At 62.3% G+C, this 21,010-nt stretch carries 19 protein-coding genes, 2 tRNA genes and 2 rRNA genes; 14 read left to right on the top strand and 9 right to left on the bottom strand.

The annotated features are described in order from the left end of the window. Window positions 1-19: 19 nt before the first annotated feature. The 7 genes from OHZ10_RS12215 to OHZ10_RS12185 all read left to right on the top strand — a co-directional run bounded on the left by OHZ10_RS12215 (window position 20) and on the right by OHZ10_RS12185 (window position 5,265). Window positions 20-96 (top strand) — tRNA-Ile (locus OHZ10_RS12215). A gap of 41 nt (window positions 97-137) precedes the next feature. After that, window positions 138-213, top strand: a tRNA-Ala gene (locus OHZ10_RS12210). Between the two features lie 295 nt (window positions 214-508). Then, window positions 509-3,390, top strand: a 23S ribosomal RNA gene (locus OHZ10_RS12205). 228 nt (window positions 3,391-3,618) lie between these two features. Next, window positions 3,619-3,731, top strand: a 5S ribosomal RNA gene (gene rrf, locus OHZ10_RS12200). Window positions 3,732-4,017: 286 nt separating this feature from the next. Beyond that, window positions 4,018-4,422, top strand: coding sequence for a Cu(I)-responsive transcriptional regulator (cueR, locus tag OHZ10_RS12195; protein ID WP_059233625.1), 405 nt, complete (start codon window positions 4,018-4,020; stop codon window positions 4,420-4,422). A 215-nt stretch (window positions 4,423-4,637) separates the two neighbouring features. Then, the gene (locus OHZ10_RS12190) at window positions 4,638-4,784 is read left to right on the top strand and encodes a DUF3563 family protein (RefSeq protein WP_006478295.1); all 147 of its coding nucleotides are present in this window, start codon (window positions 4,638-4,640) and stop codon (window positions 4,782-4,784) included. A 115-nt stretch (window positions 4,785-4,899) separates the two neighbouring features. Further along, a complete protein-coding gene (locus tag OHZ10_RS12185) occupies window positions 4,900-5,265 on the top strand; it encodes a hypothetical protein (protein ID WP_174994544.1) in 366 nt (121 codons plus the stop codon). 15 nt (window positions 5,266-5,280) lie between these two features. On the opposite strand, the gene OHZ10_RS12180 is transcribed toward OHZ10_RS12185, so the two are convergent. Both OHZ10_RS12180 and OHZ10_RS12175 read right to left on the bottom strand, forming a co-directional pair. After that, window positions 5,281-6,126 carry a 23S rRNA (adenine(2030)-N(6))-methyltransferase RlmJ gene (locus OHZ10_RS12180; RefSeq protein WP_059233626.1) on the bottom strand — a complete coding sequence of 282 codons (846 nt, stop codon included), beginning with the start codon at window positions 6,124-6,126 and terminating at the stop codon, window positions 5,281-5,283. 111 nt (window positions 6,127-6,237) lie between these two features. After that, complete coding sequence (locus OHZ10_RS12175; protein ID WP_059233627.1) at window positions 6,238-7,209, bottom strand: potassium channel beta subunit family protein; 972 nt, start codon at window positions 7,207-7,209, stop codon at window positions 6,238-6,240. A gap of 165 nt (window positions 7,210-7,374) precedes the next feature. Between OHZ10_RS12175 and OHZ10_RS12170 the strand changes: the two genes are divergently transcribed. Then, on the top strand, window positions 7,375-8,163 hold the full coding sequence (locus OHZ10_RS12170) for a 3-hydroxybutyrate dehydrogenase (RefSeq protein ID WP_256085088.1): 789 nt from the start codon (window positions 7,375-7,377) through the stop codon (window positions 8,161-8,163). A 117-nt stretch (window positions 8,164-8,280) separates the two neighbouring features. Here the strand turns inward: OHZ10_RS12170 and OHZ10_RS12165 are convergent, their stop codons facing one another. Next, window positions 8,281-9,480, bottom strand: a complete 1,200-nt coding sequence (locus OHZ10_RS12165; RefSeq protein WP_059233629.1) for an amino acid aminotransferase — start codon at window positions 9,478-9,480, stop codon at window positions 8,281-8,283. Window positions 9,481-9,740: 260 nt separating this feature from the next. Between OHZ10_RS12165 and uvrB the strand changes: the two genes are divergently transcribed. The 5 genes from uvrB to OHZ10_RS12140 all read left to right on the top strand — a co-directional run bounded on the left by uvrB (window position 9,741) and on the right by OHZ10_RS12140 (window position 15,293). Continuing rightward, entirely contained in the window at window positions 9,741-11,831 is a 2,091-nt protein-coding gene (gene uvrB, locus OHZ10_RS12160) for an excinuclease ABC subunit UvrB (RefSeq protein WP_340624307.1), read from the top strand. Between the two features lie 227 nt (window positions 11,832-12,058). Then, window positions 12,059-12,610 (top strand): iron transporter, encoded by a 552-nt coding sequence (locus tag OHZ10_RS12155; protein WP_059233631.1) that lies wholly within the window; start codon window positions 12,059-12,061, stop codon window positions 12,608-12,610. 55 nt (window positions 12,611-12,665) lie between these two features. Beyond that, a complete protein-coding gene (locus OHZ10_RS12150; protein WP_034190351.1) occupies window positions 12,666-12,998 on the top strand; it encodes a cupredoxin domain-containing protein in 333 nt (110 codons plus the stop codon). A gap of 58 nt (window positions 12,999-13,056) precedes the next feature. Next, entirely contained in the window at window positions 13,057-13,899 is an 843-nt protein-coding gene (locus tag OHZ10_RS12145; protein WP_059233632.1) for an FTR1 family iron permease, read from the top strand. Then, window positions 13,896-15,293, top strand: a complete 1,398-nt coding sequence (locus tag OHZ10_RS12140; protein WP_342702599.1) for a 4Fe-4S binding protein — start codon at window positions 13,896-13,898, stop codon at window positions 15,291-15,293. Before OHZ10_RS12145 ends, OHZ10_RS12140 begins: the two co-directional genes overlap by 4 nt. Window positions 15,294-15,567: 274 nt before the next feature. On the opposite strand, the gene hemP is transcribed toward OHZ10_RS12140, so the two are convergent. The 3 genes from hemP to OHZ10_RS12125 form a co-directional block, all read right to left on the bottom strand. Further along, window positions 15,568-15,813 carry a hemin uptake protein HemP gene (gene hemP, locus OHZ10_RS12135; protein ID WP_034190354.1) on the bottom strand — a complete coding sequence of 82 codons (246 nt, stop codon included), beginning with the start codon at window positions 15,811-15,813 and terminating at the stop codon, window positions 15,568-15,570. A 139-nt stretch (window positions 15,814-15,952) separates the two neighbouring features. Further along, window positions 15,953-16,435, bottom strand: a complete 483-nt coding sequence (locus tag OHZ10_RS12130; RefSeq protein WP_059236679.1) for an SRPBCC family protein — start codon at window positions 16,433-16,435, stop codon at window positions 15,953-15,955. 100 nt (window positions 16,436-16,535) lie between these two features. Further along, window positions 16,536-17,408 (bottom strand): pirin family protein, encoded by an 873-nt coding sequence (locus OHZ10_RS12125; protein ID WP_059233634.1) that lies wholly within the window; start codon window positions 17,406-17,408, stop codon window positions 16,536-16,538. A gap of 122 nt (window positions 17,409-17,530) precedes the next feature. Here OHZ10_RS12125 and OHZ10_RS12120 point away from each other — a divergent pair, with 122 nt between their 5' ends. Then, window positions 17,531-18,505 (top strand): LysR family transcriptional regulator, encoded by a 975-nt coding sequence (locus OHZ10_RS12120; protein WP_342702597.1) that lies wholly within the window; start codon window positions 17,531-17,533, stop codon window positions 18,503-18,505. A 432-nt stretch (window positions 18,506-18,937) separates the two neighbouring features. Here OHZ10_RS12120 and OHZ10_RS12115 read toward each other — a convergent pair whose 3' ends face one another. The 3 genes from OHZ10_RS12115 to OHZ10_RS12105 are packed head-to-tail and all read right to left on the bottom strand — an operon-like array spanning window position 18,938 to window position 20,876. Then, a complete protein-coding gene (locus OHZ10_RS12115) occupies window positions 18,938-19,366 on the bottom strand; it encodes an ExbD/TolR family protein (RefSeq protein ID WP_006478310.1) in 429 nt (142 codons plus the stop codon). Window positions 19,367-19,379: 13 nt separating this feature from the next. Continuing rightward, on the bottom strand, window positions 19,380-20,111 hold the full coding sequence (locus OHZ10_RS12110) for a MotA/TolQ/ExbB proton channel family protein (protein ID WP_059233636.1): 732 nt from the start codon (window positions 20,109-20,111) through the stop codon (window positions 19,380-19,382). Between the two features lie 36 nt (window positions 20,112-20,147). Beyond that, a complete protein-coding gene (locus OHZ10_RS12105; protein ID WP_342702593.1) occupies window positions 20,148-20,876 on the bottom strand; it encodes a TonB family protein in 729 nt (242 codons plus the stop codon). Window positions 20,877-21,010 lie beyond the last annotated feature (134 nt).

The raw sequence follows: 21,010 nt of genomic DNA, 5'->3' as shown, positions 1-21,010 counted from the left end.
AATTTAAAGACAGACTCAGGGGTCTGTAGCTCAGTCGGTTAGAGCACCGTCTTGATAAGGCGGGGGTCGTTGGTTCGAATCCAACCAGACCCACCAATGTCTTGTCTGACTGTAGGTACCTGAGGTCATCTGTACATGGGGGCATAGCTCAGCTGGGAGAGCACCTGCTTTGCAAGCAGGGGGTCGTCGGTTCGATCCCGTCTGCCTCCACCAATCCTCAATGCTAAGAGTTTGCTGAAAATTCAGCGAGCGCTTTGCATTGGCGATTGAGCCAGTCAGAGGATATCAACAGATATCGGCTGTCGTTCTTTAACAATCTGGAAGAAGTAAGTAATTTGGATAGCGGAAGCGTCTTGAGATGGACGTGAAAACTATCCGGGTTGTGATTGTATCGATGTATCTCAAGATGATTCGAACTCTATGTTTGACTCAATTGGAATACGGCACAAATGCGAGAACTCAACCTGTAGCGACTGTAACGTCGAAAGATGAGACAGACTCGTTATAGGGTCAAGCGAACAAGTGCATGTGGTGGATGCCTTGGCGATCACAGGCGATGAAGGACGCGGTAGCCTGCGAAAAGCTACGGGGAGCTGGCAAACGAGCTTTGATCCGTAGATGTCCGAATGGGGAAACCCACTCCTTTTGGAGTATCCATGGCTGAATACATAGGCCATGCGAAGCGAACGCGGTGAACTGAAACATCTAAGTAACCGCAGGAAAAGAAATCAACCGAGATTCCCAAAGTAGTGGCGAGCGAAATGGGATGAGCCTTGCACTCTTTATTTGTATTGTTAGCCGAACGCTCTGGAAAGTGCGGCCATAGCGGGTGATAGCCCCGTAGGCGAAAACAGTATGAAAGAACTAGGTGTGCGACAAGTAGGGCGGGACACGTGAAATCCTGTCTGAAGATGGGGGGACCATCCTCCAAGGCTAAATACTCGTGATCGACCGATAGTGAACCAGTACCGTGAGGGAAAGGCGAAAAGAACCCCGGGAGGGGAGTGAAATAGATCCTGAAACCGCATGCATACAAACAGTCGGAGCCTCGTAAGGGGTGACGGCGTACCTTTTGTATAATGGGTCAGCGACTTACGTTCAGTAGCAAGCTTAACCGTATAGGGCAGGCGTAGCGAAAGCGAGTCCGAATAGGGCGTTCAGTTGCTGGGCGTAGACCCGAAACCAAGTGATCTATCCATGGCCAGGATGAAGGTGCGGTAACACGTACTGGAGGTCCGAACCCACTAACGTTGAAAAGTTAGGGGATGAGCTGTGGATAGGGGTGAAAGGCTAAACAAACTTGGAAATAGCTGGTTCTCTCCGAAAACTATTTAGGTAGTGCCTCGTGTCTCACCTTCGGGGGTAGAGCACTGTCATGGTTGGGGGGTCTATTGCAGATTACCCCGCCATAGCAAACTCCGAATACCGAAGAGTGCAATCACGGGAGACAGACATCGGGTGCTAACGTCCGGTGTCAAGAGGGAAACAACCCAGACCGCCAGCTAAGGTCCCCAAATATAGCTAAGTGGGAAACGAAGTGGGAAGGCTAAAACAGTCAGGAGGTTGGCTTAGAAGCAGCCACCCTTTAAAGAAAGCGTAATAGCTCACTGATCGAGTCGTCCTGCGCGGAAGATGTAACGGGGCTAAGCTATATACCGAAGCTGCGGATGCGTGCTTTGCACGCATGGTAGGAGAGCGTTCCGTAAGCCTGCGAAGGTGCGTTGAAAAGCGTGCTGGAGGTATCGGAAGTGCGAATGCTGACATGAGTAGCGATAAAGGGGGTGAAAGGCCCCCTCGCCGTAAGCCCAAGGTTTCCTACGCAACGTTCATCGGCGTAGGGTGAGTCGGCCCCTAAGGCGAGGCAGAAATGCGTAGCTGATGGGAAGCAGGTCAATATTCCTGCACCATTGTTAGATGCGATGGGGGGACGGATCGCGGAAGGTTGTCCGGGTGTTGGAAGTCCCGGTCGCTGCATTGGAGAAGGCGCTTAGGCAAATCCGGGCGCGGAATTCAAGGGTGTGGCGCGAGCTCCTTAGGGAGCGAAGCAATTGGAAGTGGTTCCAAGAAAAGCCTCTAAGCTTCAGTCTAACGATGACCGTACCGCAAACCGACACAGGTGGGCGAGATGAGTATTCTAAGGCGCTTGAGAGAACTCGGGAGAAGGAACTCGGCAAATTGGTACCGTAACTTCGGGATAAGGTACGCCCTTGTAGCTTGATGCCCCTGCGGGCAAAGGGTGAAGGGGTTGCAATAAACTGGTGGCTGCGACTGTTTAATAAAAACACAGCACTCTGCAAACACGAAAGTGGACGTATAGGGTGTGACGCCTGCCCGGTGCCGGAAGATTAAATGATGGGGTGCAAGCTCTTGATTGAAGTCCCGGTAAACGGCGGCCGTAACTATAACGGTCCTAAGGTAGCGAAATTCCTTGTCGGGTAAGTTCCGACCTGCACGAATGGCGTAACGATGGCCACACTGTCTCCTCCCGAGACTCAGCGAAGTTGAAGTGTTTGTGATGATGCAATCTACCCGCGGCTAGACGGAAAGACCCCATGAACCTTTACTGTAGCTTTGCATTGGACTTTGAACCGATCTGTGTAGGATAGGTGGGAGGCTATGAAACCGGAACGCTAGTTTCGGTGGAGCCGTCCTTGAAATACCACCCTGGTTTGTTTGAGGTTCTAACCTTGGCCCGTGATCCGGGTCGGGGACAGTGCATGGTAGGCAGTTTGACTGGGGCGGTCTCCTCCCAAAGCGTAACGGAGGAGTACGAAGGTACGCTAGGTACGGTCGGAAATCGTGCTGATAGTGCAATGGCATAAGCGTGCTTAACTGCGAGACCGACAAGTCGAGCAGGTGCGAAAGCAGGTCATAGTGATCCGGTGGTTCTGTATGGAAGGGCCATCGCTCAACGGATAAAAGGTACTCTGGGGATAACAGGCTGATACCGCCCAAGAGTTCATATCGACGGCGGTGTTTGGCACCTCGATGTCGGCTCATCTCATCCTGGGGCTGTAGCCGGTCCCAAGGGTATGGCTGTTCGCCATTTAAAGAGGTACGTGAGCTGGGTTTAAAACGTCGTGAGACAGTTTGGTCCCTATCTGCCGTGGGCGTTGGATATTTGAAGGGGGCTGCTCCTAGTACGAGAGGACCGGAGTGGACGAACCTCTGGTGTACCGGTTGTCACGCCAGTGGCATCGCCGGGTAGCTATGTTCGGAAGAGATAACCGCTGAAAGCATCTAAGCGGGAAACTCGCCTTAAGATGAGATATCCCTGGGGACTAGATCCCCTTGAAGGGTCGTTCGAGACCAGGACGTTGATAGGTCAGGTGTGTAAGCGCAGTAATGCGTTCAGCTAACTGATACTAATTGCCCGTAAGGCTTGATCCTATAACAAGTCTGCCTTGTGTCGATGATCGTTAGTGCTTCAGCACTTACGAGCATCCCACGCAGAGCATCGAGCAGCGAAGCTGATCGATGCGGAGCGCCGGTTGAAGTGCCGGCGACCTGCGTAGCAAGACGAGACAAGTTGGATTCTCGTGTGTGATACACACAACTCAAAATTACTGCTTCTTCCAAGATTGGTTGTGCTGCGAAGCAGCGCAACAACCCTCTTTGCCTGATGACCATAGCGAGTCGGTCCCACCCCTTCCCATCCCGAACAGGACCGTGAAACGACTCTACGCCGATGATAGTGCGGATTCCCGTGTGAAAGTAGGTAATCGTCAGGCTCCCTAAGCCAGAAACCCCCGCCCGAAAGGCGGGGGTTTTTGCATTTCGGCGGCGGAAATGTTCGATGCCGGCCACGCGAAATGCGGCCGGCGCTGCGGCGCCGACGGGCGTCGATTCGGACCGAGGCCGCATCCACGCCACCCGCCAGATTCGCCACCTTCCATCCCGCTTGGCAGCCTTCATCGCGGAACGAAGTCACGTGATTTGATACGATCGAAGTGTCGTCGGCGATTGCATTCGTCGACGTTCACGGTCGAAACCGGGGCTTGATGGAGAGGGCAGGGAATGAATATCGGCGACGCGTCGCGCGAATCCGGAGTCAGCGCAAAAATGATCCGGTACTACGAACAGGTTGGCCTGCTTGCACCGAGCAAGCGGACCGATGCCGGCTATCGGATCTATGGCGCGGACGAAATCCACATCCTGCGCTTCATTCGCCAGGCCCGGCGGCTTGGCTTTCTCGTCGAGGATATCCGCAAGCTGCTGATGCTCTGGCAGGATCGCTCCCGCGCGAGCGCCGAAGTGAAGTCGATCGCCCTCGAGCACGTGGCCGAACTCGACAAACGCATCGCGGAGCTGAGCGACATGCGCGACACGCTGGCCGACCTGGCCGCGCACTGCCATGGTGACGGACGGCCCGAATGCCCGATTTTGGCGCGCCTAGCCGACCCCATCGTTGAACCAAATTAGTGCGCGCCCTCGAGCCTCAAAATGGGCTTCGATTCAATATCTATAAAAATCAATGGGTTACAGTGTGTTGGTGGGCGATCATTCCATTCTGGAATGGTTTCCATGCAAGTATTTCACTAGCATCTTGGTGCGGCATCGCTATAATTCGGGATAACCCTATACGGGAAATCCCTGAATCTCGGTTCACCAGGGGTCCCTCTTCCTTGGAGAATGTCATGATTGCCTACATCGTCGAAAAGCTGAGCAACTGGTTCGAATCCGCAGAACGTGAGCGCCGTGAGGCTTACCTCGCCACGTCGTCGGACATCGTCCAGCTCGAGAGCCGCATCCGCTCGCTCGAAACCAACGGCTACTCGCTGTAATCGGAGTCACCGTCAGGTGCCGTGTGGCACCGAACGATAAGCAAGCCCCGTATTTGACGGGGCTTTGTTTTTTTGTGCGCCGGATCTGGCGAAATCGTCAGTGCAGCGCTATGGTATGAGCCTGCTTTTCATCCTGAAGGACACGATCATGCGTTTGCGTCTCGATGTGCGTCGCCGTGCCCGCGCGCGTCTCGTGCTGGGCGCGGCCGTGCTTGTCCATGGCCTCGCGGCCGGTGCCGCGACGTCGTCCAAACCGCTGGTTCTCGATACGCAACGTGGTATCCAGGACGGCAAGGGCGGATTGGTGTTGCAGACGGCCCCGTTGTCCTCGGAGCCGATCGTCGAGCCGGCGGGCATGCGCGCCCCGGCCGGGCAGGCGCCGAACACGTCGGTTCCGCTGTTCGTCGCGCCGTATATCAACGTTCCCGCATGGGGCGGGCAGCCAGCCAACCAGCCGAGGCTCGCGCCGAGGCCGCAGTAACGGCCGGTTGCCCGGTCAGTTGCCGCGTTGCTCGATCTGAAAGCGGGCGCCGCTATCCTGTCCCAGCGTCTCGACCAGATAGGGCAGTGCCTCGTTCATGCTCTGCGCGAGCGTATACGGCGGATTCAGGATGAACATCCCGCTGCCAAAGAGGCCCAATCCATCCGTCGGTGGATTCGATACCGTCAACGTCAGGTGCAGCCAGTTGTTCGGTTGCAGGCGCTTCAGCTGCTCGGGAAAGCGCTGTGACTCCAGCCGCGTGACCTGCGGGTACCAGATCGCATAGCAGCCCGTTGCGAATCGCTTCAGACATTCCGTCACGCAGCTCACCGTGCGCGCGTAGTCCTTCTTGTCCTCGTAGGACGGGTCGATCAGCACCAGTGCACGTCGCGGCGCCGGCGGCAGCAGCGCCTTGATCCCTTCGAAACCGTCGCCGGCGAAGATCATCGCGCGCCGTCCCGCGTCGCGGAAATTGTGGCGCAGCACGTCGATTTCGGTCGTGTGCATTTCGAACAGGCGCATGCGATCCTGCTCGCGCATCGATCTCCATGCGATGTACGGCGAACCCGGATAGAAGCGCAGCTCGCCATCGTCGTTCAGCGCGCGGACTTCGTCGACATACTCGCCCAGCGCTTCCGGCAGATTCCTTTCGTTCCACAGCCGGCCGATGCCGGTGTCGAATTCCGACGTCTTCGCCGCGTAGCCGTCGCGCAGCGAGTACACGCCGGCACCTGCGTGCGTATCGATGTACCAGTACGATTTGTCTTTCTTGTTCAGGTAGCGCAGCAGCTGGACGACGACGGCGTGCTTGAGCACGTCCGCGTGGTTGCCTGCGTGAAAACCGTGACGATAACTGAGCATGGCTGGCTGCCTGAAACGAAAGGTGAATCGATGAAAGCGGTCGATCGTGCGCGGCCGTCAGGCCGGGCGCCGATGCGGCCGCGTATTGTACGCGAGTGGCCGCAAGTCGCCTTACTCGTATGCGTCGCCGACCAGCTCCTCGATGCGTTGCTTCACATCCGGCGTAAGCTTCGCGGCAACGTCGATCGCGCGCATGTTGTCGCCGATCTGTTCGATCCGCGATGCACCGGTGATGACCGAACTCACGCGCGGATTCGCGAGCACCCACGCGATCGCGAGCTGGCCCGTGCTGCAGCCGAGTTCGGCCGCGATCCCGCCGAGCCGTTCGACGATGTCGTTGGCGGTCCGGTCGGTCAGGCGTTCACGCATCCAGTCGTAGCCCTGCAACTGCGCGCGGCTGCCGGTCGGTACGCCGTCGCGGTACTTGCCGGTAAGCAGGCCCGATGCCAGCGGGCTCCAGGTCGTGAGACCGAGACCGTAATCGTCGTAGAGCCGCGCATATTCCTGCTCCACCCGCGTGCGGTGGAACAGGTTGTACTGTGGCTGTTCGACGACCGGCTTGCGCAGGTGATGCCGCTCGGCAATCTCGCATGCGGCGCGGATCTCGTCGGCGCTCCATTCCGACGTGCCCCAGTACAGCGCCTTGCCGCGCGCGATCATGTCGCTCATCGCCCACACGGTTTCCTCGATCGGCGTGTTCGGATCGGGGCGATGGCAATAGACGAGATCGACATAGTCGAGCTGCAGCCGGCGCAGCGAGCCGTCGAGCGCATTCAACAGGTATTTCCGGTTCAGCGTGTGGTACTGGTTCGGCGCTTCCGCGAGCCCCCAGAAGAACTTCGTGGACACGATATAGCTGACGCGCGGCCAGTCGAGCGACTTGAGCGCCTGACCCATGATTTCCTCGGATTTGCCGCCGGCGTAGACCTCGGCGTTGTCGAAGAAATTGACGCCCGCGTCGCGCGCCGCGGCGAGGCATTCGCGCGCGACCCGCTGGTCGACCTGGTTGCCGTATGTCACCCACGAACCGAGGGAAAGCTCGCTGATCTGCAGGCCGGAGCGGCCTAGCCGTCGATAGTGCATGCGAATCTCCTGCGTAACGGAACCGACCTTAAGCTTAGACGTTTTGCGCGCGAACGGCGGGGCCGATCGTGCACAATGACGGCTGGCACGCCGTTACGAGTTCGCGACGAGCGCGGATGCGGCGGGCGCATGATTTATCGATCCGACAAACGGGAGGAGACGGACATGGCAGCAGATCTGAGCGGCAAGACCGCAGTCGTCACGGGCGCCGCGAGCGGCATCGGCAAGGAAATCGCACTCGAGCTCGCCAAGGCAGGCGCGGCCGTCGCGATCGCCGACCTGAACCAGGACGGCGCGAACGCGGTCGCCGACGAGATCAACAAGGCAGGCGGCAAGGCGATCGGCGTCGCGATGGACGTGACGAACGAGGAAGCCGTGAACAGCGGCATCGACAAGGTTGCCGAAACGTTCGGCTCGGTCGACATCCTCGTGTCGAACGCGGGCATCCAGATCGTCAACCCGATCGAGAACTATGCGTTCTCCGACTGGAAGAAGATGCAGGCGATCCACGTCGACGGCGCGTTCCTGACGACGAAGGCCGCGCTCAAGCACATGTACAAGGACGATCGCGGCGGCGTCGTGATCTACATGGGTTCGGTGCACTCGCACGAAGCGTCGCCGCTGAAATCGGCATACGTGACGGCCAAGCACGGCCTGCTCGGTCTGGCACGGGTGCTGGCGAAGGAAGGCGCGAAGCACAACGTGCGCTCGCACGTCGTGTGTCCGGGCTTCGTGCGCACGCCGCTGGTCGACAAGCAGATTCCGGAGCAGGCGAAGGAGCTCGGCATCAGCGAAGAGGAAGTGGTGAAGAAGGTGATGCTCGGCAACACGGTCGACGGGGTGTTCACGACGGTGCAGGACGTCGCGCAGACGGTGCTGTTCCTGTCGGCGTTCCCGAGCGCCGCGCTCACGGGGCAGTCGGTCGTCGTCAGCCACGGCTGGTTCATGCAGTAACGCCGGCGCGGGCGGCGTCGCTGCCCGCTGTCGAACGGCCAAAAAAAACGCGCTCCGTGGAGCGCGTTTTTCATGTCGGCAGGGCGGAGCCGGTGACGGCGGCCGCCCGGCGCCGCTTTACTTCAGGACGGCTGCGACTGCGTTGGCGACCGCGTCGAGGTTGCGCGTGTTCAGCGCGGCGACGCAGATCCGGCCCGTGCCGACCGCATAGATGCCGAACTCGTCGCGCAGGCGATCGACTTGCGCCGAGGTCAGGCCCGAATACGAGAACATCCCGCGTTGCGCGTTGATGAAGCTGAAGTCGCGATCGACGCCGCTCGCCTTCAGGCGCTCGACAAGACCGTTACGCATCGCGCGGATGCGATCGCGCATCTCGCCGAGTTCCTGCACCCACGAAGCCTGCAGTTCCGGCGACGCGAGCACGGCAGCGACGACGGCGCCGCCATGGGTCGGCGGGTTCGAGTAGTTCGTGCGGATCACGCGCTTCAGTTGCGACAGCACGCGCGTGGCTTCTTCCTTGCTCGACGTGATGATCGACAGCGCGCCGACGCGCTCGCCGTACAGCGAGAACGACTTCGAGAACGACGACGACACGAATGCGTTCAGGTCGGCCGAGGCAAACAGGCGCACGGCGGCGGCATCGGCTTCGATGTTCTCGCCGAAGCCCTGGTACGCCATGTCGAGGAACGGCACGAGGTTGCGCGCCTTCACGACGTCGACGACTTGCTGCCATTGCGCTTCGGTCAGGTCCACGCCCGTCGGGTTGTGGCAGCACGCGTGCAGCACGACGACCGTGCCGGCTTCGTAGCCGTTCAGCGCCGACAGCATGCCTTCGAAGTTCACGCCGTTGGTGGCCGCGTCGTAGTACGGGTACGCGACGACTTCGAAGCCGGCTGCTTCGAACAGCGCGCGGTGGTTTTCCCAGCTCGGATCGCTGATCGCGACCTTCACGTTCGGGTTCACGGTGCGCAGGAAATCGGCGCCGATCTTCAGTGCGCCCGTGCCGCCCAGTGCCTGGGCCGTGACCACACGGCCCGCTGCGATCAGCGGCGAATCGTTGCCGAGCAGCAGCTTCTGCACGGCCGCATCGTAGGCGGCGATCCCGTCGATCGGCAGGTAGCCGCGCGGCAGGCCGGCCTCGACACGCACCTTCTCGGCTTCGCGGACCGCGCGCAGCAGCGGAATCTTGCCTTCTTCGTTCGTGTACACGCCGACGCCGAGGTTGACCTTGGTCGGACGCGCATCGGCGTTGAAGGCTTCGTTCAGGCCCAGGATCGGGTCGCGGGGGGCAAGCTGGACAGCGGAGAAGAGCGACATGATGATTCGGCAGTAGTGAAAAGAGGGTCAGGCTTTCAGCCGGCGGGGCGGGCGCAGCGGACCGCGCGCCAACGGCGCGACGCCGGAAAGCGCAGCAGCCTGATATTGTAGCGAATTCGCGCTGGCGGGGGCGGTGAATCCGTCGCGATTCGGCGGCGATTCGCGATTTCGGGCAGCCGTCGCGCGTCAGGAGCCGGCAGCAGTTCGCGCGGCCGCGAAGCGCTAGAATGCTTTCTTTGCCCTTGCTCCGGCCGCATTCCATGTCCGAACATCATGCTGAAGTCGGCGACGCGCTCGACGAATCCAAATTCGCTACCTTCGAAGGGTCGCCCTTCCAGTTGTACCAGCCGTATCCGCCCGCAGGCGACCAGCCGACCGCGATCGCAACGCTCGTCGAAGGGGTCGAGGACGGCCTGTCGTTCCAGACGCTGCTCGGCGTGACGGGGTCGGGCAAGACCTTCACGATGGCCAACACGATCGCGCGGCTCGGCCGCCCGGCCATCGTGTTCGCGCCGAACAAGACGCTCGCGGCGCAGCTCTATGCGGAGTTCCGCGAGTTCTTCCCGCGCAACGCGGTCGAGTACTTCGTCTCGTACTACGACTACTACCAGCCTGAGGCCTACGTGCCGCAGCGCGACCTGTTCATCGAGAAGGATTCGTCGATCAACGAGCACATCGAGCAGATGCGGCTGTCGGCGACGAAGAGCCTGATGGAGCGCCGCGACGTGGTGATCGTCGCGACGGTGTCGGCGATCTACGGTATCGGCAACCCGTCCGAATACCACCAGATGATCCTGACGCTGCGCTCCGGCGACAAGCTCGGCCAGCGCGACGTGATCGCGCGGCTGATCGCGATGCAGTACACGCGCAACGAGCAGGATTTCCAGCGCGGCACGTTCCGTGTGCGCGGCGACACGATCGACATCTTCCCGGCCGAACACGCGGAAATGGCCGTGCGCGTCGAACTGTTCGACGACGAGGTCGAGACGCTGCAACTGTTCGACCCGCTGACGGGGCGCGTGCGGCAGAAGATTCCGCGCTTCACCGTGTATCCGTCGTCGCACTACGTGACGCCGCGCGATACCGTGATGCGGGCGGTCGAGACGATCAAGGACGAGTTGCGCGAACGCCTCGAGTACTTCCACCGCGACGGCAAGCTCGTCGAGGCGCAGCGCCTCGAGCAGCGCACGCGTTTCGATCTCGAGATGCTGCAGGAGCTCGGCTTCTGCAAGGGCATCGAGAACTACTCGCGGCATTTCTCGGGGGCGGAACCCGGCGATCCGCCGCCGACGCTCGTCGACTACCTGCCGCCCGATGCGCTGATGCTGCTCGACGAGTCGCACGTGCTGATCGGCCAGCTGAACGGCATGTACAACGGCGACCGCGCACGCAAGGAAAACCTCGTCAATTACGGGTTCCGCCTGCCGTCGGCGCTGGACAACCGGCCGCTGAAATTCCCCGAGTTCGAACGCAAGATGCGCCAGGTCGTGTTCGTGTCGGCCACGCCGGCCGACTACGAGAAGCGCGTGACGGGGCAGATCGCCGAGCAGGTCGTGCGGCCGACGGGGCTCGTCGATCCGGAAATCGAGGTGCGCCCGGCGAGCTCGCAGGTCGACGACGTGCTGACCGAGATCAATGCGCGCGTGAAGGCCGGCGAGCGCGTGCTGATCACCGTGCTGACGAAGCGCATGGCCGAGCAGCTCACCGAGTTCCTGGCCGACCACGGCGTCAAGGTGCGCTACCTGCACAGCGACATCGACACGGTCGAGCGCGTCGAGATCATCCGCGACCTGCGGCTCGGCACGTTCGACGTGCTGGTCGGGATCAACCTGCTGCGCGAGGGCCTCGACATTCCGGAAGTGTCGCTCGTCGCGATCCTCGACGCGGACAAGGAAGGCTTCCTGCGCGCCGAGCGCTCGCTGATCCAGACGATCGGCCGGGCCGCGCGGAACGTGAATGGCAAGGCGATCCTCTACGCGGACAACATGACCGATTCGATGACGCGCGCGATCGGCGAGACCGAGCGCCGCCGTGCGAAGCAGATGGCCTTCAACGAAAAGATGGGCATCACGCCGCGCGGCGTCGTGAAGCGCATCAAGGACATCATCGACGGCGTCTACAACGCGGACGAGGCGCGCGCGGAGCTGAAGGAGGCGCAGCAGCGCGCGAAATTCGAGGACATGTCGGAAAAGCAGCTCGCGAAGGAAATCAAGCGTCTCGAGAAGCAGATGGCCGACTACGCGAAGAACCTCGAGTTCGAGAAGGCGGCCGCGACCCGCGACCAGCTTGCGGTGCTGCGCGAGCGCGTGTTCGGCGCGAACGTCGGCGACCACATCAGCGGCGGCCGGTAAATCTTTCCAAGCGTCACCGAAACGGGTTGGTAACGAGCCTGTAAGCCTTGTCGGATCAGGGGTTTACACGGCTCTTCGTTTGTTCCGAAACCGGTTCGGTGCTAAACTTCGCAATTATTGAGAATTGTTCGCATTAACGTTCTTCGTCGCGTTAGTGTTTCCAGCGGGCGGCCCCGGCGACGGCCCGCGTGTCGTCAAGATAGTCAGACAAATAACAAGGAGTGTCCATGTTGGGTTCTTCGTTCATCCGCACGACGGTTGCGGTAGCGGCGGCGCTTGCCGCGATGTCGGCCTCGGCTGCCGAATATCCGATCGGCAAGCAGCAGATCCAGGGCGGCATGGAAATCGGCGCGGTGTACCTGCAGCCGATCACGATGGACCCGGAAGGGATGATGCGCAAGGCGTCGGATTCCGACATCCACCTCGAGGCCGACATCCATGCGGTCAAGAACAACCCGACGGGTTTCGCGGAAGGCGACTGGATGCCGTACCTGCAGGTCACGTACAAGTTGACGAAGCAGGGCGACACGAAGTGGAAGGCTGAAGGCGACCTGATGGGCATGGTCGCGAGCGACGGCCCGCACTATGGCGACAACGTGAAGCTGAACGGCCCGGGCAAGTATCACCTGACGATGGTCGTCAAGCCGCCGATGCAGTCGGGTCACATGGCGTTCGGCCGTCACATCGACAAGGAAACGGGCGTGGGCGCGTGGTTCAAGCCCGTTACGCTCGAGTACGACTTCCCGTTCGCCGGTATCGGCAAGAAGGGCGGTTACTGATCGGTGGCATCACGAACGGCGCGCTTCGGCGCGCCGTTGGCGTAGAGAACCCAGAATGAAAATTCCCCAGAAAATCGTTGCCGCAGCCGCTGCGCTGTGGCTTGCCGGCGCAGCGCATGCTGCCGACCTGCCGACGTTCAAGCTCGAGATGACGGACGGCAAGCTGAATCCCGCCCGCATCGAAGTGCCGGCCGGCCAGCGTTTCAAGATCGAGATCAAGAACACCGGCAAGGGCGCCGCCGAATTCGAGAGCGTGCAGTTGCGCAAGGAGAAGGTGCTCGCACCGGGTGCCGATTCGTTCGTGGTCGTCGCTCCGCTGTCGCCGGGCGAATACAAGTTTTTCGACGATTTCCACCAGCAGGCACAGGGCGTGATCGTCGCGAAGTAACGCGTTTTATCTGCGCGCGGGTGCACCAGTCCCTTGCTCCGCGCGTCAGGAGGTATCGATGGGTCAGATCTTGTTCATCGTCTGGCGGGAGAGCGTCGAAGCGCTGCTCGTCGTCGGCATTCTCTATGCATGGCTGAAAAACGGCGACGACGACGCGCGCCGCGGCCTGCCTTTCCTGTGGGCCGGCGTCGGTGTCGGCCTGCTGATGGCCGTCGGCCTCGGCGCCGCGCTGGTCGGGTTCACCGAAGTGTTGTCCGGCGACGCGCAGGACTACTTCCAGACCGCGATGGTGCTGATCGCATGCGTGCTGATCGTGCAGATGGTGCTGTGGATGCGCCGGCACGGCCGCACGCTGAAGCGCGACATGGAGCAATCGCTGCAGCAGAGCACGCGCGATTCGAACTGGTGGGGCGTCGCCGTGCTGGTCGCGCTCGCGATCGCGCGCGAAGGCAGCGAGACGGTGATCTTCCTGTACGGCCTCGGTTTCGGCCAGTCGGGTCACGTCGACGGCAGCCAGATGCTCGCAGTGCTGATCGGTCTCGGCCTGGCGTTCTTCACGTTCTATCTGCTGCAGCTCGGCGGCAAGTACTTCTCGTGGCGGCATTTCTTCCGCGTCACCGAAGTGATGCTGCTGTTCCTCGGCGCGGGCCTGTTCCAGACCGGTGTCGACAAGCTGATCGACAAGGAAATCCTGCCGCTCGGCATCTCGCAGGTGTGGGATACGTCCGCGATCCTCGATGACTCGGGCACCTTCGGCTCGCTCGTCGCGACGCTGACCGGCTATCGCGCGCACCCGGCACTGACCAACCTGGTCGCATATGCGGTGTACTGGGCCGTCGTCTGGCTGCTGATGAAGCGCGCGAGCCGTCGTCCGGCCGTTGCCGCAGGCCGCGCGGCATGAGCGTAGTCGCCGCAGCCAAGCCGGGCTGGCTTGCACAGGCCGGCCAGTGGATGCAGCGCCACGGCGCGCTGATCCGCGGTATCCAGTGGATCGTCGTCGCGGTCTACGCATTCCTGATCATCGTGCCGGCGGTGTTGCCGCTGCCGGACGATTCCGCGCATCTGTGGAACAACCTCACGCTGATCGCGCAGTTCGCGTTCTGGGGCATCTGGTGGCCGTTCGTGCTGCTGTCGATGGTGATGCTCGGCCGCGTCTGGTGCGGCGTGCTGTGCCCGGAAGGCGCCCTTACCGAATACGCGAGCAAGTTCGGCCGCGGCGGCCCGATCCCGCGCTGGATCCGGTGGGGCGGCTGGCCGTTCGTCGCGTTCGGGATCACGACGATCTACGGACAGATGGTGAGCGTGTACCAGTACCCGCTCGCGGTGCTGTTCGTGCTCGGCGGCTCGACCGTCGGCGCGATCGTGATCGGCGTGCTGTACGGCCGCGAGAAGCGCGTGTGGTGCAAGTACCTGTGCCCCGTGAACGGCGTGTTCGGGCTGCTCGCGCGGCTCGCGCCGATGCGCTACAAGGTCGACGAGGATGCGTGGCGCCGTTCGTACAAGAACGGCGAGCATGGCCATCGCGTGATTCCGATCAACTGCGCGCCGCTCGTGCCGTTGCGCAACATGAAGGGCGCGGCCGATTGCCATATGTGCGGCCGCTGCAGCGGGCACCGCGACGCGATCTCGCTGTCGCTGCGCTCGCCGTCCGACGAAGTCGTGAACCTCGGTGCGCAGCAGGCGAACCCGTGGGACACCTCGCTGATCCTGTACGGCCTGCTCGGCGTTGCGATCGGCGCATTCCACTGGACCGTCAGCCCGTGGTTCGTGCAGATCAAGCAATGGCTCGCAGGCTGGCTGATCGACCGCGACATCACGTGGCCGCTCGAAACCAATGCGCCGTGGTTCCTGCTCACGCACTATCCGGATCGCAACGACGTGTTCTCCTGGCTCGATGGCGGGCTGGTCGTCAGCTACATCGTCGGGACGGGGCTCGTGTACGGCACGGCGCTGCTGGTGCTGCTGGCCGGCGCCACGCTGATGCTCGGCCGCTTCGATCGCGTGCGGCTGCATCACCTCGCGCAGGCGCTGATCCCGATCGCGGGCGCAGGCGTGTTCCTCGGGCTGTCGGCCACGACGCTGTCGTTGCTGCGCGCCGAGCATGTGCCGCTCGGCTGGGCAACCGATGTGCGCGTCGCGATCCTGGTCGGCGCCAACACGTGGAGTGCGTGGCTCGCGTGGAAAGTGACGGGGCGCTACGCGGCATGGCCGCGCCGGCTGGCGGCATTCGCGTGGTTTGCCGCCGGGTTGGTCGTCGTCGACAGCGCATGGTGGTTGATGTTCTGGGGGTTCTGAAGCGGCTCGCATGCCGCTTCGGTTGTCACGCATCGATGCAGTAACGCACACGGGCGGCATGCTTCACGCATGGGCCGCCCAAACAAAAAAGCGGCACGTCCTTCGACGTGCCGCTTTTTTTCCTACCTTGTGCGAGAACCAAAAAAAGTGGCTTGGCTTGCTGCAACGGCTGCTTGAGTGTGTTTGCACGAAGGGGTCTAGATCTCGCGTGCAAGCCGTTACGCTGGCTACTGCCCAACACCTCTCAGGGAGGTGGTCCCCACAATACGCTGTCTTACTTCGTCAGGATCAGTTTGCCGAGCCGTGTGGCGCGCAACTGATACGTCTCTCCGTTATGCGCGATGCTGATGTGGCTGTGGCCTTGCAACAGCGCGTCGCTGTTCACGACCCGCGTGCCTGTATCGCGGTTGCCGGCGGGTTTCGCCGGCGTGGTGACCGCTGCCGTCTTCTGACGGCTGCTGGCTGCAGTGCCGGTCGTGCGGCGCAGGGTCAGCGTGGTCGGGCGCATGGTGTCGGTCATTCGGTTTGATCGGTGACTGTCGATACGATGGAATGAATTCTAAATGATAACTATTCCCATTTACAAAAACTCTTTATCGATCGAAACATCAGACTTGATAGTTTGAATCAAAGGGACGGCCCGCAGGCCGCCGCCGGGTTCAGTGCAGCGGATCGGGCGCCTTGCGGCCCTGCGCGTATTCGCGGATCAGGCGCACCGTGTCGATGTCGGACGTGCGGTACGCCTCCTTGACGATCCCGTGCGTCTGTCGCGCGTCCTCGCTGTCGTCCGTGACGGTCAGCGTCGTGCGGTACTCGAAGCGCAGGAACAGCTCGTGGTCGTCGCGCTCCTCGATCGTCATCGTCAGCGAACCGCCGATCTCGCCGTCGGCCGCAAGGATGTCGTAGCGGACCTGCTGGTTCGGCGTGAACGTCACGTGGTCGCGCACGGTCGCATGGCCGTAGTGCAGTTCACGTTCGAGCGTCGTGTCCGTCCGTTCAAGGACGACGCAGCTGTCGAGGCCGAGCACGAACAGTTGCGGCTGTTCGGCGCGCAGCACGAGGCCTTCCCAGAGCTGGTCGCGGGTGAGGGTCGGCACGGCCGGATCGTCGGCGTTGATCTGGATCAGATGTTCGAAGTTCAAGGGGACGGGTTCCTTCTGGTGGCGGGCGGCCACATGGTTCAAGAAGTTATTGTGACGCAAAACGACTCGTTTCGCGGCACCTGCCGTCCCCGATCGGGCGTCATGCTTCGATGCGGCCCATGCGGCCCGTCTGGTAGTCGACGACAGCCTGCCGGATCTCTTCTTCGGTATTCATCACGAACGGGCCGTAGCGGACGATCGGTTCGTTGAGCGGCACGCCGCCGATCAGCAACAGGTCGAGCGACGTGTCGCCAGCGGCGAACGCGACGGTGTCGCCGTCGTCACCGTAGACGATCATGTGCCGTGCGTCGACAGCCTGCCTGTCGGGCCCGTAGAGGCCCGTTCCGTCGATCGGATAGGCAAACACGCGATAGCCGGCCGGCACGGGCTGCGTGACCGTTGCGCCGGGTTCCAGCGTGAAATGCTGGTAGAGGATCGGCGTGCGCGTCTCGATCGCGGCCTGGACGCCGAATGCTTCGCCGGCGATCACGCGGACGCGCGCGCGGCCGTCCGGTGACGTCGCGGTCGGGATGCGGCCGGCCGGGATCTCCTGGTAGCGCGGTGCGATCATCTTGTCGCGGCGCGGCAGGTTGACCCACAGCTGGAAGCCGTGCGAGCGGCCGCCTGTCTGCGCGAACGCGGGATCGGGCATCTCGCTGTGCACGACGCCGGCGCCGGCCGTCATCCACTGCACGTCGCCGGGGCCGAGCGTGCCCGCATGACCGGACGAGTCGCGATGACGGAAGCGCCCGTCGAGCGCATAGGTCACGGTCTCGAAGCCGCGATGCGGATGGTCGGGCGCGCCCACGGCTTCGCCGGGCGCGTAGTCGACGGGGCCCATTTCATCGAGCAGCAGGAACGGATCGAAATCCATCAGCAGCCGCGTCGGGAACGGACGGTGAACCACGAAGCCACCGCCTTCGGTCGTGCGAAGGGCGGGGTAGGTACGGTCAAGCGAGCGAGCGGTCGTCATGGGGAAGCCCTCGAAATCGTCGGAATAGCGTTATTTTTGAAACATAGCGCTATTATATTGGGCGTTTTACCGTTCGATTTGCGGTGCTCCGCAATGGATTGTTCTGAAATTGGAACGATGAGATGAATATCGATGCACATAACCTGAACGACCTGATGTACTTTTCGCAGGTCGTCGAACATGGCGGCTTCTCGGCCGCGGAGCGCGTGCTGGGCATCTCGAAATCGCGTCTGTCGCGGCGCCTGACCGAGCTCGAGGCGGTGCTCGGCGTGCGCCTGCTACAGCGCTCGACGCGCAAGCTCGCGCTGACCGAGGCGGGGGAACTGTTCTACCAGCATTGCCAGGCGATGCTCGCCGAAGCGCAGGCCGCGATGAACGCCGTGCAGCAGTTGCGCGCGTCGCCGCGCGGCTCGGTGCGGGTCAGCGTGCCGGTGACGCTGTCGCAGACGATGCTGTCGCGCATCCTGCCCGAATTCCTGCGCCGCTATCCCGAGGTGAGGGTGCACGTCCGCGTGACGAATCGCGTGATCGACCTGTTCGAGGATTCGATCGACGTTGCGTTGCGCGTGCGTTCGGAGCCGCCGCAGAACGCCAACATCGTCGTGCGGCCGCTGTGGCGCACCGAGCAGATGCTGGTCGGCGCACCGAGCCTGTTGAGCCAGAATGCGCCGCCGCTGGTGCCGGATGATCTGACCGGCTTCGAGACGCTCGATACGCCGAGCGTCGACGGGCGGCACGTGTTCAACCTGATTGCACCGGACGGGACGCGTCACGTGCACGAGCACGAGCCGCGGCTCGTGACGGCCGACCTGATGACGATACGCGAGGCCGTGCTCGACGGCCTGGGCATCGCGGCACTGCCGGAGATGATGTACGGCAACGCGCTGCGTGCGGGGCAGCTGTCGCCCGTGATGCCGGGCTGGACGTTGCCGGTGCCGCAGCTGTATGCGGTGTTCGTGTCGCGGCAGGGGATGCCGCCCGCGGTGCGTGCGTTCGTCGACTACCTGGTCGAGAAGCTCGACCACGGCGCGTACAAGGAACCCGGTTGCCCCGAGCGCGCGAAGAAGGAAGCTGCGGCCGATGTTTCGGCGACCTGAACACGGCGTGCACGACGACGCAAATTTGTTTTGTCATTGAAGCGTCGCCTGCAATCGCAAGTTTCAATCGCCGGAACCTTGAATGCGCGCGCGCGCGGGCCTATATTGAAATCCCATTTCGTGAAGGAAGTTCTGAGCGAAATCAGGTGGCCGCATATATTGTGAGCCAGATAGGGCAGAACGCGCAGTCCGTGCAGACCACGGCAGAGTCGCATTTGCGTTGCTCGAGGCGCAACCGATACCGCCAAAGAGCCCGCCGCCCGAAGGCGCCCGCGTGCGCATGAAAAAAGGCCTTCATCTGGCGATGAAGGCCTTTTACTTTGTGTGCGGCCGGCGAGGTGCGGCCGGCGAGGTGCGGCCGGCGAGGTGTGGCCGGCGAGGTGTGGCCGGCAAGGTGCGGCCGGCGATGCGTCACCGCAAGACGTGCGCGCGTTACTTCGCTTTCGCGCCCGGCTCCGTCACGAAGCCGAGCTTCGTCAGGCCGCCGGCCTGCGCATCCGACATCACTTCCGCGACGTGCTCGTAGGCAACCTTGCGGTCCGCGCGCAGGTGCAACTCGGGCTGCGGCGTGCGCTTCGCGGCTTCCGCGATGCGGGCTTGCAGCTGTTCACGTGTGACCGTGTGGTCGTCCCACAGGATCGTGCCGTCGCCCTGGATTGCGACGTCGACCGTCTGCGGCTTTTCGTCGACGGGCTGGCTGCTGGCGTGCGGCAGGTCGATTTTCACCGCATGCTGCATCGCCGGGATCGTCACGAGGAAAATGATCAGGAGTACGAGCATGACGTCGACGAGCGGCGTCATGTTGATCTCGCTCATCACGGCATCGTCGTCATCGTCGCTGAAACCGGTGTTCATGGCCATGGTTCACCTCGTCTCAGCTGGCGCGCGTCGCGAGACGCAGGCCGTCGCGCGTCGACGACGATGCGAGGCTCGCGCCCGTCACGAAGTATGCGTGCAGGCCGTGCGCGAAGCGGCGCAGCTTGCTGACGATACCCTTGTTCGCGCGGGTCAGTGCGTTGTAGCCGAGCACGGCCGGAATCGCGACGAACAGGCCGAAGGCCGTCATGATCAGCGACTCGCCGACGGGGCCCGCAACCTGGTCGATCGACGTCTGACCGGTGGCGCCGATCGCGAGCAGCGCGTGATAGATGCCCCACACCGTGCCGAACAAGCCGACGAACGGTGCCGTGCTGCCGATCGATGCGAGGATCGCGAGACCGCTCTGCATGCGCGAGATGCCTTCGTCCATCGTGTCCTTCAGGCAGCGCGTGACCCAGTCCGACACGTCCATGCGGTCGTGCAGGTGCGGTTGCGTCTGGTGGTGATGGTCGGCGGCTTCCTTGCCCGACAGCGCGAGCGCGAGGAACGGGTTGTCGTTCGGCGTCGACGCGGCGAGGCCGAGCTTCTTGATGCCGTCGTCGAAATCGTCCGAATGCCAGAACGCCTGTTCGGCATTCTTCGTGAGGCGGTTCAGGCGGATCACGTTCCAGCCCTTGATGACGATCACCATCCACGACAGGACCGACATCACGAGCAGCGTGATCGCGATGGCGCGCGTGACGAAATCACCTTGCGCCCAGACGTGCGCGATACCGTAGCTTTGCATTTTTTTGTTTCCTTTGAATCTTCCGGATGAGGCAGGTTAGTCGGTGAGCCCGAAGCTGTAGGGCTGTGTGCGGGCGGCGCGGATCGCCTGGCCGTTCTCGATGTACGGACGGCAGGTGGTCGAGCGCATCGCGTCGAGTGCGGCATCGTCGAGGCGCGGGTAGCCGCTGCTCTTCTGCAGATCGATGCTTTCGATCTTGCCGGTCACGCCGACGACGAAGTGGACATAGGCCGTACCCGATTCGCCGCGGCGGCGCGACATCGACGGGTAGTCGGGCTTCACGAAGTTGCATTGGAGCGTCGGCACGTTCTTCGGCGCGCTGACCTGCATCGTTTCGCGTGCCGGGGCGGGCGTGGCGGCCGGTGCTGTGGGAGCAGGCGCGGCAGGCGAGGGCGTCGGATCGGCGGCCGCTGGTGCGGGCGTCGGCGACGGGGTCGGCGATGGGGTGACCGGCTGAGGCGTCGGCTTTGCCACTTTCGGTACCGGCGGCTGGACCTTCTGCTTGACGGGTGTCGGCTTCGGCGGCGTAGGCTGCGGAATCGATTCGGCCGCGACCTGCTGGGCGATCGGCGCCGGCGTGATGAGCTGCGCGGTGATCGTCTGGACCTCGACCGATTTCGGTGGCGGCGCGTTGCGATGGAGCCAGGCGGCCGTCAGCATGATCGCGTGTGCGGCAAGCACACCGACCGCGACGACGATCACTCGGGGATTCATACGTGGTGCAGCCGGCAAGGCGCCGGCAGGAGCGAGATGCGAAGCCTGCATGTTAGCTTGAAAGAACGATGTCGCACCCGGGGCGCGGCGGGTGAATCGGCATCACTTGCGGAAGATCAGCAGCGAGATGCAAACGGTGGTCACAAATCCGATCAGCAATTCCATGACAGGCTCCTTGGCAGGTA

Origin of the sequence: Burkholderia arboris (assembly GCF_038723655.1) — a bacterium.
Lineage (GTDB): Bacteria > Pseudomonadota > Gammaproteobacteria > Burkholderiales > Burkholderiaceae > Burkholderia > Burkholderia arboris.
The sequence above is the reverse complement of the archived record's forward strand: the minus strand, read 5'-3'. Positions and strand labels throughout refer to the sequence as shown.